The organism is Salinimicrobium profundisediminis, assembly GCF_026241755.1.
In the GTDB taxonomy this organism is placed as follows: domain Bacteria; phylum Bacteroidota; class Bacteroidia; order Flavobacteriales; family Flavobacteriaceae; genus Salinimicrobium; species Salinimicrobium profundisediminis.
The window spans coordinates 218,628-235,322 of the sequence record NZ_JAPJDA010000001.1 but is presented as its reverse complement, the minus strand read 5'-3'; the positions used below and the strand labels follow the sequence as shown (position 1 = coordinate 235,322).

General features: G+C 44.0%; 13 protein-coding genes. 3 read left to right on the top strand and 10 right to left on the bottom strand.

Annotated elements, in window-relative coordinates; all coding sequences use genetic code 11:
* Window positions 1-6 precede the first annotated feature (6 nt).
* The 4 genes from trpC to OQ279_RS00860 all read right to left on the bottom strand — a co-directional run bounded on the left by trpC (window position 7) and on the right by OQ279_RS00860 (window position 3,917).
* Window positions 7-789 (bottom strand): indole-3-glycerol phosphate synthase TrpC, encoded by a 783-nt coding sequence (trpC, locus tag OQ279_RS00875; protein ID WP_266067860.1) that lies wholly within the window; start codon window positions 787-789, stop codon window positions 7-9.
* Window positions 790-797: 8 nt separating this feature from the next.
* Window positions 798-1,787 (bottom strand): anthranilate phosphoribosyltransferase, encoded by a 990-nt coding sequence (gene trpD / locus OQ279_RS00870; protein ID WP_266067859.1) that lies wholly within the window; start codon window positions 1,785-1,787, stop codon window positions 798-800.
* Between the two features lie 4 nt (window positions 1,788-1,791).
* Window positions 1,792-2,424 carry an anthranilate synthase component II gene (locus OQ279_RS00865; RefSeq protein ID WP_266067923.1) on the bottom strand — a complete coding sequence of 211 codons (633 nt, stop codon included), beginning with the start codon at window positions 2,422-2,424 and terminating at the stop codon, window positions 1,792-1,794.
* Window positions 2,425-2,522: 98 nt separating this feature from the next.
* A complete protein-coding gene (locus OQ279_RS00860; RefSeq protein WP_266067858.1) occupies window positions 2,523-3,917 on the bottom strand; it encodes an anthranilate synthase component I family protein in 1,395 nt (464 codons plus the stop codon).
* 289 nt (window positions 3,918-4,206) lie between these two features.
* Here OQ279_RS00860 and OQ279_RS00855 point away from each other — a divergent pair, with 289 nt between their 5' ends.
* From OQ279_RS00855 to OQ279_RS00845, 3 genes are all read left to right on the top strand, one after another.
* On the top strand, window positions 4,207-4,518 hold the full coding sequence (locus OQ279_RS00855) for a rhodanese-like domain-containing protein (RefSeq protein ID WP_266067857.1): 312 nt from the start codon (window positions 4,207-4,209) through the stop codon (window positions 4,516-4,518).
* Between the two features lie 246 nt (window positions 4,519-4,764).
* Window positions 4,765-6,000: a S8 family serine peptidase gene (locus tag OQ279_RS00850; RefSeq protein WP_266067856.1), complete on the top strand. Its 1,236-nt coding sequence runs from the start codon at window positions 4,765-4,767 to the stop codon at window positions 5,998-6,000.
* Between the two features lie 112 nt (window positions 6,001-6,112).
* The gene (locus tag OQ279_RS00845; protein ID WP_266067855.1) at window positions 6,113-6,811 is read left to right on the top strand and encodes an aspartate/glutamate racemase family protein; all 699 of its coding nucleotides are present in this window, start codon (window positions 6,113-6,115) and stop codon (window positions 6,809-6,811) included.
* A gap of 139 nt (window positions 6,812-6,950) precedes the next feature.
* On the opposite strand, the gene OQ279_RS00840 is transcribed toward OQ279_RS00845, so the two are convergent.
* The 6 genes from OQ279_RS00840 to OQ279_RS00815 all read right to left on the bottom strand — a co-directional run bounded on the left by OQ279_RS00840 (window position 6,951) and on the right by OQ279_RS00815 (window position 16,686).
* Window positions 6,951-7,745: a DUF1206 domain-containing protein gene (locus tag OQ279_RS00840; protein ID WP_266067854.1), complete on the bottom strand. Its 795-nt coding sequence runs from the start codon at window positions 7,743-7,745 to the stop codon at window positions 6,951-6,953.
* Window positions 7,746-7,858: 113 nt separating this feature from the next.
* Window positions 7,859-8,320: an ankyrin repeat domain-containing protein gene (locus OQ279_RS00835; protein WP_266067853.1), complete on the bottom strand. Its 462-nt coding sequence runs from the start codon at window positions 8,318-8,320 to the stop codon at window positions 7,859-7,861.
* Between the two features lie 160 nt (window positions 8,321-8,480).
* Window positions 8,481-10,259 (bottom strand): vWA domain-containing protein, encoded by a 1,779-nt coding sequence (locus OQ279_RS00830; RefSeq protein WP_266067852.1) that lies wholly within the window; start codon window positions 10,257-10,259, stop codon window positions 8,481-8,483.
* Window positions 10,260-10,386: 127 nt separating this feature from the next.
* Window positions 10,387-12,093 (bottom strand): mechanosensitive ion channel family protein, encoded by a 1,707-nt coding sequence (locus tag OQ279_RS00825; RefSeq protein ID WP_266067851.1) that lies wholly within the window; start codon window positions 12,091-12,093, stop codon window positions 10,387-10,389.
* Window positions 12,094-12,355: 262 nt separating this feature from the next.
* Window positions 12,356-15,481: an efflux RND transporter permease subunit gene (locus OQ279_RS00820; RefSeq protein ID WP_266067850.1), complete on the bottom strand. Its 3,126-nt coding sequence runs from the start codon at window positions 15,479-15,481 to the stop codon at window positions 12,356-12,358.
* Window positions 15,481-16,686: an efflux RND transporter periplasmic adaptor subunit gene (locus tag OQ279_RS00815; protein WP_266067849.1), complete on the bottom strand. Its 1,206-nt coding sequence runs from the start codon at window positions 16,684-16,686 to the stop codon at window positions 15,481-15,483. The genes OQ279_RS00820 and OQ279_RS00815 overlap by 1 nt, the downstream gene beginning before the upstream one ends.
* Window positions 16,687-16,695 lie beyond the last annotated feature (9 nt).

The window sequence follows — 16,695 nt, the reverse complement described above, 5'->3', positions numbered from 1 at the left end:
GGGTTTTTATTTTAATTTCTGAATAAATTCTGAAGCGCTTTTTCCCGGATCTTCGGTCTTCATGAAATTTCCGCCGATAAGAAATCCTTTAAATCCGCTTTTTTGAAGCTCTGTAATTGCTGAAGTTTCACTAATCCCACTTTCAGAGATCTTCACAAATTGATTAGGGATCTTTTCAGCTAAATCTTTGCTCGTTTGCAGGTCTACCTCAAAAGTCTTGAGGTTTCGGTTATTGACGCCAATCATATCTACGGTGTCAAAAATGGCATTTTTGAGCTCCTCTTCATTGTGAACTTCCAGCAATACCTCAAGGCCAAGATCTTTTGCCTTTTTTGAAAGGGTTTTGATCTCGTCAGGCTTCAGGATGGCTGCGATCAATAAAATCACATCGGCACCCATGGCTTTTGCTTCAATGATTTGATATTCATCGATCATAAAATCCTTCCGAAGCAATGGTAGTTTAACGGTTTCACGTGCTATGGCAAGATCGTCAAGACTTCCGCCAAAGAATTCTTCGTCTGTAAGCACCGAAATCCCCGAAGCGCCTGCAGTTTCATAACCTGCCGTGACTGTGGCAGCATCTGCCTCCAGGTTGATCTCGGGGTGAGACGGGGAGCGACGTTTAAATTCGGCAATAATCCCTGTGGAAGAATTCTTAAGATTTTCCTTTAAAGAAATGCATCTCCGGTTAAAGTGGGGCAGGAGTTGCAGGGATTCTGCTGGCACTTCTTCCTTTAAAAACGCTACTTCTTCTCTTTTTCTTGCTGCTATTTTATCAAGTATGTTCATGCTAAGCTTTAATTTAATTGCTGAAGTTTTTCAAGGGCTGTAAGGGCGCGACCAGACCGCAGACTTTCTTTAGCCTCTAAAAAGGCATTTTCGAGGCCTGTGTTTTTTGCAGTGTTTATCGCTACGGCAGCATTGGCGCAAACCACATTCTCCTGGGCGGCCGTACCTTGATTTTTAAGCACGTTCATAAAGATCTCTGCCGCCGATTCCACAGTATTCCCTCCCGAAATTTCAGATGCTTTAATCGATTTCAGCTGAAGATCGGCCGGGCGTAAAACGGCTTCGGCGTTATTGGTGATCAATTTGGTATTTCCGGTAAGGGAGATCTCGTCGTACCCGTCAAGGGCGTGTAAAATGGTAAAATTCTTATCAGTTTTTTGGTACAGGTAGGCGTACATTCTCGCGAGTTCAAGACTGAATACCCCAACCACCTGATTTTTTGGAAATGCGGGATTCACCATTGGTCCCAACATATTGAAAAATGTTTTTACACCCAGTTCCTTACGTATAGGAGCTACATTTTTCATGGCCGGGTGAAAAAGTGCAGCGTGAAGAAAACAAATTCCGGCTTCGTCCATACTGCGCTTCAGGAAATCCTGTTCATTACTGAATTTTATTCCCAAATGCTCCATCACATTCGAGCTGCCGCAGCCTGAAGAAACGCCGTAATTCCCATGTTTTGCAACCTTTACACCGGCACCTGCCGTCACAAAGGAGGCCAAAGTTGAAATATTAAATGTGTCTTTGCCATCGCCTCCTGTTCCGCAGAGATCAATAGGATCATACTGTGCAAGATCTGTAGAAAGGCACATTTCGAGTAGGGCATCCCTGAAACCTTCGAGCTCTTCGAGGGTGATGCTGCGCATCATATAGACGGTAAGAAAAGCGGCAATCTGACTGTGATTGTACTTTCCTGCAGAAATGTTTACCAGCACATTCCTGGCTTCTTCCTTTGAAATAGTTTCGTGGTTGATCAACCTGTTTAAAATGTCTTTCATGCTGCTAAATTGTTTCAGGTTGCTGGTCATTCTTTTCTTCCGTAGATTTCTTCACCGGACTATTGATCCAGTTGGCGATCATCTTTTTCCCTTGTGGGGTCAAAACCGACTCGGGGTGAAACTGTACTCCGCGCACATCAAAATCCCGGTGGCGCAGGGACATTACTTCCCCGTTTTCATCATAAGAAGTGGCTTGCAGACAATCGGGAAGTGCCCGGTCTACTACCCAGGAGTGGTAACGGCCAACTTCCAGTTCATTTTCCAATTCGCTGTAAAGAGGTTCATCGGTCACACAGAGTTTAATTTTTGAAGCTACCCCATGGTGCACCTGCTTTAGATTGATGAGTTTTCCTCCAAAAACTTCACCAATGGCCTGCTGACCCAAACACACTCCAAAAATGCTCTTTTTGGCGGCGTAGGTAGAGATGACCTCTTTTAAAAGTCCGGCTTCATCTGGTATTCCCGGGCCGGGAGAAAGCAGGATCTTGTCGTATTTCTCAATTTCTTCCAGTTCCAGTTCATCATTTCTACGAACCGTGACTTTACAATCCAGCTCCTCCAGGTAATGTACAAGGTTGTAGACGAAGGAATCGTAGTTGTCGATCACCAACACGGAAGGAGTTTTTTTCTCCCCCATCTGGCCCTCCCCTGAGGGGTGGGAATTGCTGGTATTATATTGCTTATTTTCCATTCTTCTTTTTTTTATTTCCCTCGTTTGGAGGGGTCTGGTGAGGCTTAGATTTCTTCAGCCAGCTCCAATGCTTTTTTTAATGCTCCTATTTTGTTGTACACTTCCTGAAGTTCACCTTCGGGAGTTGATCCTGATACTATTCCGGCACCTGCCTGGTAGTAGAGCCTGTGGTTTTTGCTTAGGAACGACCTGATGATAATGGCATGATTAAAATTTCCGTTGAAGTCCATAAACCCAATGGCGCCCCCATAAAAGTCCCGGTTCACATTTTCATATTGCTCTATGAGCTGCATAGCCCTGTGTTTTGGTGCTCCGCTTAAGGTTCCTGCAGGGAAAGTATCTGCAACCATCTGCATGGTGCTCACCTCTTCATTTTTTTGTCCGGTGACTTTACTTACCAAATGAATTACGTGGGAGAAATACTGGATCTCCTTATAATTTTCCACTTTTACTTCTTTGCTGCTTCGGCTAAGATCATTGCGGGCAAGGTCAACCAGCATTACATGCTCTGCGTTTTCCTTTTCATCGGATGCCAGGTCTTTAGCACTGGCTGCATCCTGTTCGTCATTTCCGGTGCGTTTAAAGGTGCCGGCAATGGGATGGATCTCTGCTTTGCCCTCTTTGACTACCAATTGTGCTTCGGGCGAACTTCCGAAGATCTTAAAGCTTCCGTAGTCAAAATAGAAGAGATATGGCGAAGGATTCACATTGCGTAAGGCACGATAAACATTGAATTCGTCACCCTTGAAGCCCTGAGAGAACCTTCGGGAGAGTACCAGTTGAAAGACATCTCCACGATGGCAATGTTCCTTTGCTTTTATCACCATGTTGCGGTAACCTTCATCGGTCTCGTTAGAAGCAGGTTCCCCTTCCGTAGAAAAAGGATAAGAGGCGAAATTCTTCACCTTTAGGAGCTGTTCTATTTGATCGAGGTAGGTTTTTTCGGAATAGCTGTGATCAAAAATATATGCTTCATTGTTAAAGTGGTTGATCGCAATGATGTTTTGATAAACAGAGTAATTGATCTCGGGGATCTCAAGATCATCTTTCTTTTTTGACAGGTCGAGTTTTTCAAAATACTGCACCCCGTCATAGGCGATGTATCCAAAGAGGCCTTCATTAATAAAATTAAAGTCGGGACCCGTGGTTTTAAATTTTTGTGAGAATTCATGAATAGCAGCAGGCACGTCAAATTTGGGAGTTATTTGAGTTTCATTGGAAGTGCCGTCGGGAAATGATTCAATAAACTGCCCTTTTTCAACCTTTACGCTTGCTACAGGGTTGCAGCAAATGTAGGAAAAGCTGTTCTCGTTACCGTGGTAATCACTACTCTCAAGCAAGAGACTGTTGGGGAAGATATCCCGCAGCCGCAGGTAAACACTTACCGGAGTAAAAGTATCTGCCAGAAGTTTTTTATAAGTAGTGGTAAGATTGTACATATTCATTGTTTTTACTGAATTATGAGCATAAAAAAAGGCTTGTCGTGATTGACAAGCCTTTGTATATTATTACAGGAGGTGTTGCTCACGACGATTGACGTAAGAATTTCCACCACCAGTTATTTTTGTTGATCAGGTTCATTTGAATAGCAAATATAGAAGGGAATTTATTCTAAAAAAATATTTTTTGAAAATTTTTCTGCTTTCCACGCAATCCCCGAATCGAAAGGGGCTAAAAAAGAGCAGGTGATTCTTATATTTGTGAACATAACTTAAATGAGAAAAAATCATGAAAGAATTAAATCAGGAAGAGTGGAGAGAGAAAATAGCTCAGGATGATAAAGCTGTGATCCTTGATGTAAGGACCGAAGAAGAAATAGAGGAAGGCTACATCCCGGGAGCTAAAATGATAGACATCTATAAAGGGCAGGAATTTATCGATGAAATTGAAAAGTTAGATAAGGATAAAAATTATTATGTCTACTGCCGAAGTGGCAATAGAAGTGGTCAAGCCTGCGCTATAATGGATCAAAAAGGGTTTGGCAATACATATAACCTCATTGGAGGATTCTCAAACTGGGAAGGCGAAACAACAGAATAATCTTACAAACTTTATATTCTACTTAAAGGGCAGAATTTGTGCAAATTCTGCCCTTTTACATTTATGGGAGTTACAGTAGCAGCAGTCGCTGTAAAGAAAAATTAACAATAATTATACTGATATTTTTCAGGATTTTTCGATGTTAAATTTCATAAAAAGCTGTAGGAGTTGATGTTAAATACTTTTTTTAAAAGATTTAATCATATAGATTCGGAAGATCTTTTAACATTAACCCAAACTATTTTTATGAATTTTAAGAAGTACTACTCAGGTTTTGCGGCTGCTCTAGCTTTAACCGCAATGGTGTCGTGTTCACAGGAGGAAACGACCAATTTACCCACTCAAGAAGAGCCCCAGACGGCTCAATCCTATTCTGAAGTTATTCCCGGGCAATACATTGTAGTGTATAGGGAAAATGGCAAGATGAAAGGTGACCACCGGCTTAACAGCTTGCAGATTCAGCAAAAAACACAGGAAGTCCTTTCGGTTAATGCTGTTGATGGTGCCGAAATTGTGCAGGTTTACAGCGCAGCAATTTCGGGTGTTGCTTTAAAGATGTCTAAGGATGCAGCCCTCAAATTGAGCAAAAGTAAAGATGTTGCCTATGTTGAGCAGGATAGAATTGTTGCTCTTGCGCCTCCATGCGGCACACCCAATGGCGGACCATGTGACGACCCCGGAGACGGGGGAGGTGATGACGGCGGAACATCTGCTCAGGAAACGCCTTACGGAATTAGTCGTGTGAATGGTGGTGTAACTTATACCGGTTCTGGCGTAGCCTGGGTAATTGACACAGGAATAGATCTTGATCACGAAGATCTGAATGTGGATGTCTCCAGGGGTTACAATGCCTTTACTTCGGGAAAAGACGGACAGTCTCTTGACGACGGCAATGGTCATGGATCACATGTTGCCGGAACTATTGCTGCAATTGATAATAATGTAGGAGTTATTGGAGTAGCGGCCGGAGCGACAGTTATTCCAGTAAAAGTACTTGACAGCCGTGGAAGCGGATCATATTCTGGTGTTGTAGCAGGGGTTAATCATGTGGCGGCAAACGGGAAACCGGGAGATGTAGCGAACATGAGTCTGGGAGGCCCAATTTCACAGGCCCTTGATGATGCTGTTCTAGCAGCTGCCCAGGCAGGTATTAAGTTTGCACTGGCTGCAGGTAATGAAGGCACAGATGCTAATGATTCATCACCTGCACGGGTTAATCATTCTAATGTGGTAACTATCTCTGCCATCAATTCCAGTGATACATTTGCATCTTTTTCAAACTGGGGTAATCCTCCGGTAGATTATGCGGCACCGGGAGTTAGTATAAAATCTACCTGGAAAGGTGGAGGTTACAATACAATCAGCGGAACATCAATGGCTGCACCACACACTGCCGGAGTTTGGCTATTAGGGAATATCTCGACCAGTGGTTACGCTTCTGGCGATCCCGATGGTGATGCAGATCCAATTTCTGTTCATTAAGATTTCTCTTATTATCTTAAAAGCATCCTTCGGGATGCTTTTTTGGGTTTTAATGATTTTGATCACCATTGCTCCAAGGGTAGATAAGTACCTTTATAAAAACTTACCATTCATGCGTACTCTAGGATTAATCGGCGGCACTTCTTGGCATTCTACCATAGTCTATTACCGGCTCATTAATGAAATGGCCGGGAAACGAACAGGAACTCATTCAAACCCACCCCTTATGCTTTACAGTCTCAATGTAGAATTGATGAGGGAACACAATGTGGATAAAATAAAGACAACCTACCTGCATATAGCCCGAAAGCTGGAAATCGCCGGAGCCCGTGCTATTGTGATATGTGCCAACACACCTCACCTTGTTTATGAGTATGTGCAAAACAAAATTTCTATTCCCATTCTCCATATTGCAGATGCTGTAGGGCTTGAAGCGCGCAGTAAGGGATTGACAAAACTTGGCTTATTAGGTACCCGTCCTACAATGAGAGGAGATTTTCTTCATAAAAGACTTAAAGAGAAATTTGGTATTGAAGTCATCGTTCCAGAAGATGATTTTATGGACGAGATACACTATTATATTGCTCACGAACTCACCCGCGGAAAATTCACAGAGTCTGCAAAGTCATTCTTTTTAGATCATATTCAGTTACTAAAGGAAAAAGGGGCTCAGGCTGTAATTATGGGATGTACAGAACTGCCCATCCTCGTGAATGATGAAGACACCGATCTTCCTTTGCTGCAAAGTACCAATCTACATGCAAAAATGGCTGTAGATTATATTTTTCAAAGAGATAAGGAGGGTATATAAGTAAGAAGAGAGATCCCCCAATCTCTCTTCTTTATAAAAATTTACAAATACCCTTTAATAAAAGCGCGTGCCTATTAATTGGTAGGGTAAATATATCACTCAATGGTTATCATTACATATAGGGGAAATCCCCTAATTTTTATGCATGAAACCTTCTGTACTTTGCCATGAGGAACATGTAAGCCGCATATGCAACCAGGCCTGCAGCTACCACACCCATTAACCAGGGGCCGTAAGCCGAATCCTGAAGGAATGAAAAAGCTTCTTGTGTAGTTTTTATTTCTGAAGGATTGGAATTTACAGCGGCTTTAATTGCAAAGAATCCGATGATTACCAGGATAACACCCCTGGCACTAAGGCCAAATTCAGCAGTTTTTTTGACGGTTTCCCTCTTTTTCTTCTCACTCAAAGATGCCAGTCCTAACTTTTTGTAATAGTCATTCTTATACGCCTTCACGAACTGAAATATTCCGGCAATGATAATTCCTACTCCTACAATACCAATAATCCAAAGTCCGGTCTCACTGGCCAGGAAGGAAGATTTTTGCATGGAACCTGAAGAACCCGAACCTCCACGGCCGGCGCCAAAGGCTTTAAGTGCTGCGAGTACTCCTATTCCCAAATACAGCAGGCCACTGCAAAAGAAACCGATTCGTTTTGCAGTTCCTTTTTTGTCATCGCCTATATTCTCGGGATCTTTTATTGCCTGTACAAATCTCCAGGCGGCATAGCAGGCTAGCCCCAGGGCCATTAGAACAAGCAGAATGTTACCAAAAGTTTGTTTTTCAAGGAATTCAAGAACCTGAAGCTGTCCCGCTTTTTTGCCGCCCATATCAAAAGCAGCTTTAAAGGTTAAAATACCAATAATTCCATACACCACTCCCTTAGCTACAAACCCTGTGCGGGCCATTTTCTTAATCTTTTCGTCTATCATAATTTTAGTTGGTTTCCTTCTAAATTAGAAGAAAATGAGCTCAAAAACAACGAATTATGTAAACTTTAATATTCACGGAGCCGAACGATAGCTGTGTTTTAGCTCATCAACTTTTATTCTTTAAGTAGCGTCATTAGGTTTTGATTTTCTTTCTTTTCGGCATAGGTGTAAGCGAAATTGCCTTGCGCATCCCTCATGGTCTTATCGGCCCCGTTTTGTAATAAAAGTTGAGTAACCTCCAGCTGTTCAAACATAGCTGCGAAAATGAGGGGAGTGGTGCCGCCAGAATTTCGGGCGTTAACATCGGCTCCTTCAGAGATCAACATGCGGGTAATATCCATATTTCCTTTAAAACAAACTCCCATAAGAGCAGTATTGCCGGCGGCGTCGCGGCCATCAACTTCGGCTCCTTTTTCAAGCAGTAGCCGGGTAACTTGGGGTTGGTCAAAATAGGTGGCGAGGATGATAGGAGGAAAGCCCTTTTCATCCCGCAGGTTTACTAAAGCCGGGTCGGCTTCAATTTGACGTTCTAACTCTTTAGTATTTCCTAATCTTATATTGTCCTGAAAACTCATTGTAGTTGTTTATTTATACCTTCTAAAAATGGCATTTTTAAAGGCTTGTTATTTAAAGTGAAATTATAAAGGAAGATAAGCTTTCAGCCCATTTGTTCATTCTCTTTATTAATTAGTACATAAAATGAGTTGATGATGATCTTTATTGATCCTCTCCTTTTCACTCTTCATTCATTGTTTGCCCTGTATTCACTGTTTTTACAAGTCGAATGAATTCTGCACGATAACCTTCAGGATCTTCGCCTCTTCCGGCATCGGCAAGAGAAATTACAAGACTTTCGGGTGCATTATTGGTGAATTCAGATTCCCGGAGCTGCATACCAAAGAGGGCTACAGCCGAAGCAAATTTGAAATCGGCGTCCATAGGTTCGACCTCATCTTTAAGGGATTTGGTAATCAGGATGCTTTTGGAACCTTCAGGTTTTTGATACCTGAATTTCACTGTGAGTAATTCTTCCGAAGAAGATTTTATTTTTCTGTCGCTGTACTTAAGGTCATCAATATCTTTCAGGTATTTACTATTTACCCCTGCCGGAATGATTTCATAAAGTGCAGTAACCGTGTGGCCGCTGCCCAGTTCGCCGGCATCTTTTTTATCGTCGTTAAAATCTTCGTTATTGAGCAGCCTGTTCTCATATCCGATTAGGCGATAAGCCTGGACTTTCGCGGGGTTGAACTCTACCTGTATCTTTACATCTTTGGCAATAGTATAAATGGTGCCGCCAAATTCTGTTCCCAGCACTCTTTTAGCTTCCTGCATGGTGTCTATGTAAGCGTGATTGCCATTGCCTTTTTGCGCAAGAGTTTCCAGTTTTGAATCCTGATAGTTCCCCATTCCAAAACCAAGAGCGGTTAAGAAAATTCCGGTATCCCTTTTTTCTTCGATAAGTTCTCCCATGGCGCGGTCGCTGCTGGCGCCAACGTTAAAATCTCCATCGGTAGCCAGGATCACGCGATTGTTTCCATTTTCAATAAAATTTTCCTGTGCAATTTTATAGGCTAATTCAATGCCTTCTCCACCTGCAGTTGAACCCCCGGCCGATAAATTATCTATAGCCTCAAAAATGGCTTTTTTGTCACTTCCTTTTGTTGAGGGTAATACCACACCGGCTGCACCTGCGTAAACTACTATGGCAACTTTATCTTCTTCCCTTAATTGAGCGGTTAAAAGCTTAAAAGCCGATTTTAAAAGCGGAAGTTTATTTTGGGAATTCATTGATCCCGATACATCTAAGAGAAATACCAGGTTTGATGCAGGCACATCATCTAATGGGATGGTTTTGCCCTGTAGCGCTATTTTTACCAGTCGGGTATCACTATTCCAGGGAGTTTCTGCTACAGCCGTATGTATGGCAAAAGGATGCTCTCCGGCAGGTTGTGCGTAATCGTAATTAAAATAGTTAAGCATTTCCTCAATTTTCACTGCATCTTTGTGAACTTTCTGGCCATTATTGATCATTCTACGCACGTTGCTGTAAGAAGCTTTATCTACATCTATTGAAAAGGTGGAGAGGGGAGTGGTGTTTGTACTTTTGAAGATATTTTCTTCAATCTGGTTATAAGATTCCCGCTGTGGCGGAAGGTGGGTGGCTACCCCGCGAATCCTTAACTGTGAGTTCTGGATGCCTGTTACTACTATTTGCTCCTCGAGGGCTGTAAAATCGGGTTTCAGGGCAACATCTATTACTTTTTTGTCACCCACTTTTATTTTTGCGGTTTTATACCCAATATAGCTAAAGACCAGTTTATCACCTTCTTCGGCTTTAATAGTGTATTTACCATCAAAGTTTGTTTGGGTCACAGTGTTAGTGCCTTCTACAGTGATATTAACACCCGGGAGCGGGCGATTGTTCTCATCTGTTACCGTTCCGGAAATTACTTCGGCTTCAACAGAAATATTCAATAATGTGGAGACAAAGAGTAGTAAAATGATATTCATTTGGTTAAAATTTAAGTGGATAATAGAAGATATTTAAATTTTAACAAATATTAGGCCACTGCTGCACAATCTGAAAATTAATGCAGGGGTCTCTGAAAATTACTTCTGAAAAAGCCTTTTTTGGAAACTATAGCCCCGGAATGGTGCCGGTGCCTTTATTTCTTTGTTCAGCTGAGCCTTCGGGAGGGTACGGGATCTTGTCTTCGATCTCTTTAATATGTTCAGGATCAAATTTTGGAAGCTGTAAGTCTCCCTTCTCTTTCCATTGGCGCACCTTATCTTCAGCCGATTTGGATTTTTCTTTTGAAAGCCCTGTATCTTTTCCAAAGTAAATAGTCTGAGATGGGAAGGCAAAGCCAGTACCGCTTTCGTTTACCACATCCATAATGCGTAGCAGGAGGTCTTCCTTAACTTCCAGAAATTCATCAAAGGTAGACACCTTTACATAAGTGAAAATCTCAAGATTTATGGAGTCGGCTCCCAGAGTTGTAAATCTTACCCTGGCAGGATCGGAAGTGACCATGGGGTGAGCGTAAAGAATAGACCTGAGCTCTACAAGAAGATACCGAATTTGATCGGGTGTGGTTTCGTATCGCAGGCCTATAGTGGGATGAAACCAAAACCGGTCTCTATGAGCATAGTTTTCAATTTTACTCGAAGAGAACTCTCCATTGGGAATGGTAATAAGAGTGCGATCCAGCGTTCTTATCCTGGTAGAGCGCATTCCAATTTTCTCTACAGTTCCCAAAGTATCACCTACCTTACAAAAATCTCCTACGCGTATAGGCTGGTCTGTAATAAGGGTCACACTGCCCACAAAATTTTCTATGGTCTTTTGTGCCCCCAGTGCAAGGGCTAAACCACCTATTCCCAGTGCTGCCAGTCCTGTGGTAATATCTACTCCTATAGCACCAAGAATGGCGATAATCCCAAAGATTACAATAGCAATTTTTGCAGCTCTTTTCAGAAAAAGTGCAACAGAGACTCCCGATAAATTTCCGCGGGAGCTCATTTTATTTGTACTGAATGTTCCCAGAAATTCTGATAAGCGCCATAAAAGGATAAGAAAAGCCAGCAGGCCAATTACAATGGTTATTCCGCTAAACCGCTGCCGCAGAATTATTGAAATGCCTATTTCTGTAGAGAGCATTACGAAGAGCCATACTGCCAGGTAAAGCTTGACTGGCAGTGCAAAGGCTTTTAGTACACCTGCAGTAGGTTCGGTACGGGCTCTTTTCCATACCAGCGGAATGATGTATAAAAAGAAATGGGTAAGCAGCCAGGCTACTGCATAAGAGAAAGCTGCGAGCAAAATTATAGCGAGCCACTGGCCTACGGTCGCTCCCCAGAGTTCGTAGCGCTCCAGGATGTCGGGCATGATTCGGTTAAGTAGCAGTACGTTTTCATCAAGTGCAGAGAGTTCTTCGATGTATTGGATCGTTTGGTCTGAAAAAAGCCATAGCGGACCTCCTTCCGGGCCTTCTACCTTTTCAAGCAGGAGATCAAAATCTTCCCTGGAAGAGTCAATGGTTCCCACGCGTTCAAGGTGATTGGGTAAATCATCGTCTGTTCTTCCTTCCACACTTCTGCTAATCCATGAGTACGGCATGATTTGCCCACCCTGATTCAATAAGATCTCCAGATGCTGGGCCAGTTCGGCACTTCGGGCATCTTCGGCTTCTCCTTCGCCTACTTTAAAATATTCTCCTGCCTTTTCGTAATTTTTTTCGGCTACGGCCGAGATAAATCCGGCAATACTACCTCGTGGGGTGCGACGTTCAAGAGCGTCATCGGGCCATTGCGGCTCTGCCGGTTCTTCTGTTTCAGATTGCATTCCGGGGATTTGGGCATGCATCGTAGCGGGCCAAAACTGAAGGCTCAAGATTAAACTGAAGAGAATGAAGTAGTTCGTTTTAAAAATAGGATTTTGGAAGCGTATTCTAGTCATCTTGTCCGGCTGAAGGTTCTGCTGTATTGGGTGCCAAAAATGGCATTTTTGAGATCTGTTATTCTGTTTCAATAGTGTAGACCTAAAGATAAGAAAATTCAGGCGAGCTGTTAAGGCTGTTAAGGAAGCTTTTAGATTTACAGGCATTTCAGGTATTTTCCGAAGAAATATTCCGCTCTACGGTACGCCGATGTTTCATATATAATTTGGCATCCTCTAAGATTAGATAAAGGCAGGGGACGATCAACAAAATGATGGAAGTGGCAAAAATGATCCCGAACCCAAGAGAAATAGCCATTGGAATTAGGTAATATGCCTGGCTGGATGTCTCCAGGATTATGGGGGTCAAACCTCCAAAGGTGGTGAGTGTTGTAAGTATAATAGGCCTGAAACGCCTGAGCCCCGCCTCGTGAATTGCCTCATAAACCGAACAGTCTTCCCGCTTTTTATTGGCATAGTCTATCATGATCAAGCTGTCATTCACAACGACGCCGGTCAAAGCGATAACCCCCATAAGACTTACCAGTGAAAGGTCGTAACCCAGTAAAATATGCCCAATCACGGCACCTACTATTCCAAACGGGATAGCGGCCATAACGATGAGCGGCTGGGCGTAACTGCTAAAGGCGATAGCCAGAAGTACATAGATAATTAACATAGCCATCGAAAAGGTGCTCCACAGGGAATTTGTAGATTCGCGCATATCGGCCTGGCTACCTTCAAAGGTCCAGGTGAGCCCGGGAAAATCAGCCCTTAGCTGAGGTAGCACCTCATTCTGGATTGCTGCCAGCACCTGGCCCACTGTGTTGGCCGGCTCCACGTCCATCCCCACACTTACCACGCGCCTGCCATCGCGCCTGTTGATGCTGCTAAAGGCTTCATCCTGTTCAATCCGCACCACGTCCAGCAAAGGTACTTCTACGCCCTGAGGTGTTCTAATGAGGAAGTTTTCAAGATTTTGGATATCCCGCCTTTCTTCTAAAGGTAATTTTACGCGCACTTCTATTTCATTGGTAGTTCGCATTTGCCTCATAGCAAGCGCACCGTAGAAAGCATCTCTTACCTGCCGCCCCACTTCGTTGGAGGTGAGGCCAAGATTACGGCCTTCGGGAAGGAGTTTAAAATCAAACTGCTGCTTTCCTTTATTGTAGTTGTCACTAATGTCCCGTGTGTTTTCAAAAGCTTCAAGTCTTTCAGAAAAAGCTGTACTGGCTTTTTCCAGCACATCAATGCTGGTATGGCTAAGATCAACGCTTATGGCCTGTTGGTAACCTCCGGGACCTCTTTCGGCTTCAAAAGTTATTTGATCTACCCCTTCTATCTCTCCAATATTGTCCCGCCAAAGGGCAATCACTTCTTTCGCAGTGGTAGTGCGTTCATCAGGCGGTTTCATTACAATCTCAACATCTATAAAATTCTGCCCCCTTACATTAGTTTTTACGCCTTCGGCTACTTCATAGAGATCATATTCTTCAAACATTTCGAAGGTAGAATTGGTGATCTGTTCTGCTACTTTTGCTGCTTGTTGGGTAGTGGTGCCTTCCGGAAGGCGTACTCCGGCTTCAATCTCGTCTGCGGCTACTTCAGGCATCATGATCATACCCATGTGATCGCTGTAGCCATATCCTCCAACCATGATCAAGAGTGCAATGGCAACTGTGAGTGTGATATAACGGTATTCTAGAGACTTGTCCAGAAGAGGGCGGTAATAATTTTGTACAAACCTGTCAAAGGCATTGGCAAATTTTTGCTGCAGGTTTTCAAGTTTTAAGGCCCAGCCTTTAGGTTTCTTCTCTTTTAAATGGCCAAGATGGGAGGGAAGAATGAAAAGTGCCTCAAGCAGGGAGACGGCGAGGATCACGATCACAACTACCGGAAGCGGCCACCAGAATTTACCTGTTTCCCCCGGCATGAGCAGTAAAGGAACGAAAGCAATAATGGTTGTGGCTATACTGAAAACCACCGGGCGGGAGACATCTTTGGTCCCGGCTATTGCTGCATTTATGGGGCTAAGACCTTTCTTACGGTATTCATAAACGTTCTCACCCACAACAATGGCATCATCGACCACTATTCCCAGTACCACCAGGAACCCGAACATGGAGATCATGTTGATGCTTACCCCCACAAGTGGAAGAAAAATAATCCCACCAATAAAAGAAATAGACATTCCCATCATTACCCAAAAGGCGAGACGGTACTCCAGGAAAAGCGTAAGGATGATAAGCACAATCCCTATTGCCATAAGACCATTTTCTGTGAGCAGGGAGAGGCGTTCATTATAATCTTCTGCACGATTGCTGTCAATGCGGTATTTCACTCCGGGCGGGAGGCGATATTCTTCAAGGATCGTATATACCTCGTCGGCAATGTCAAGAGGAGATTGATCGCCTACCCGGTAAATGCTCAGGCTTACTGCCGGTTCCCTGTTAAACTGGCCATGGAACCCGGTTTCCTCAAAACCATCTGTTACTGTAGCGATCTCCCCCAGGGTCACCTTTGCGCCCGAATCGGAATTTATTATCGCAATTTTTCTGAATTCGTCTGCCCATTGCTTTCTTTCCTTCATCCTGAGCAGGATCTCACCTGTAGCGGTCTCCACAGCTCCCGCCGGAACATCTTCGCTTGATTCGGCTACAATTTGTGCTACCTGATCTAATGTAAGGTTGTACTTACGCAGATTATTCCGCGGAATTTCGATATGAGTAAAATAGTTGGGCACATTTCCCAGTTCTACCTGAGTGATATTAGGGTTACTCAGCAGGATGTTACGCAGTTGTTCCCCCAGCTGCCGCAGCGTCCAGATGTCTACCTGTCCATAAAGGCTGATCTCCATCACGTCCTGTTGTTGCAGCTGCAGGCTAACCTGGGGCTGTTCAATATCATCTGGGAAGGTGCGTATGCGGCTTACCGCCTGGTCTATATCCTGAAAGACCTTCATGCGATCACTGCCGGCTATAAGTTCAATTTCCACCTGACCCGAACCTTCCCTGGCAGTGGAGACGATCTCTTTTATTCCCTGTATTCCGCGAATGGCCTCTTCCACCGGTAGCAGGATTCCCTGTTCAACTTCGGCAGGAGCAGCACCGGGATATTGTACGTTCACATTTACATAATCGAGCTGAAACTGCGGAAAAACCTCCTTCTGAATTTGCAACATGGTCCAAATCCCGCCTGCTATAAGAAGAACCATCATCAAATTGGCGGCAATAGAGTTGCGCGCCATATAAGCAATGACTCCTTCCTTGCGGGTATTTGACTCTTTTGCGCCCATTAATTTAAACTGTCATTTTGGGTTGGGTTGTTGTGGGAAGCTGAATCTCTTTCGGTGCGCACAGCTACTCCTTCGGCTACTGTACTTAAATTGGTGGTGATCACTTTTTCTCCGCCCTCCAGCCCTTTACTTATATAAACATATTGATTATCGGTTAAAAGAACTTCAACTTCCTTTATTGAGAGTTTTCCATCTTCCATAACCCATACCTTATTGTTCTCACGCAGATAATCTCTGTTAAGCCGCACTACGTTTGTAATTTCGTTTGCTTCCACCAGGGATTCCACAAAAGTGCCTATAATGAGTTCCGGTTTTCCTTTGGCGGTAGTTTGTGCAAGTGGATCGGGAACTTCCACAAGAACTCTCGCCATTCGGGTTTGGTTATCAAGTGCGCCCACCTGACTGTCAAGATAGCCTGTTCTAAAGGTGTTCGGTGGCCATGCAGCGGTGTTCCTTATGCGCACTGAAGAGCCTTTCTCATTTTCTGAATCAGGAAATCGCAACCATCTTAAGCGGGAGACCGGCATACTTAAGATTACCCTGTATTTTTCTGTGCCCACAAGGCGACCAAGATCTTCCCCCGGAGCCACCTGCGAACCGGTGGTCACATTCTGTGTAATAATATGTGCATCAAAAGGAGCGCGGATGGTACTGCGGGCAAGATCGAGTTTTGCCTGATCTACTGCTGCCTGTGCAGCTTTTATCCTTGCCTTTACAGCGTTGAGCTGAGGTTGGCGCAACACCAGAGACCGCTCCTGTGGCGTAAGGGTTTGGTTACCTACCAGGTCAAGGTCCTGCTGGGCCACTTCCTGCCTTCCCATTTCAACATCAAGTTCTGTCTGCGCCTGGAGTAACTCGCTTTGCCGTAACTCAAGCTGATTCCGATAATCTGCAGGGTCAATTTGTAGCAGCAGTTCCCCCTTTTTTACCGTTCTGCCCGGTACAAAGGCAGGGGAGCGACGCACCACCTCACCGCCCACCCGGGCACTAATAATCACATCTTCTACCGGCTCTACTGTGCCCGTGGCCAACAGCGAGGGGGAGAAATTACCAGCTTCGGCACGGGTAACGCTTACCAGCATTGCCATTTCCCGGGTGGCTCCTTCTCTTTGAGCTGTGGGTTCGCTCATAAATATAAAGGCGGTCACGGCTATGGCCAGGACTACGATGCCTGCGCAAATAAGAACGATCTTTTTGGTGCTCATAAACTTTAT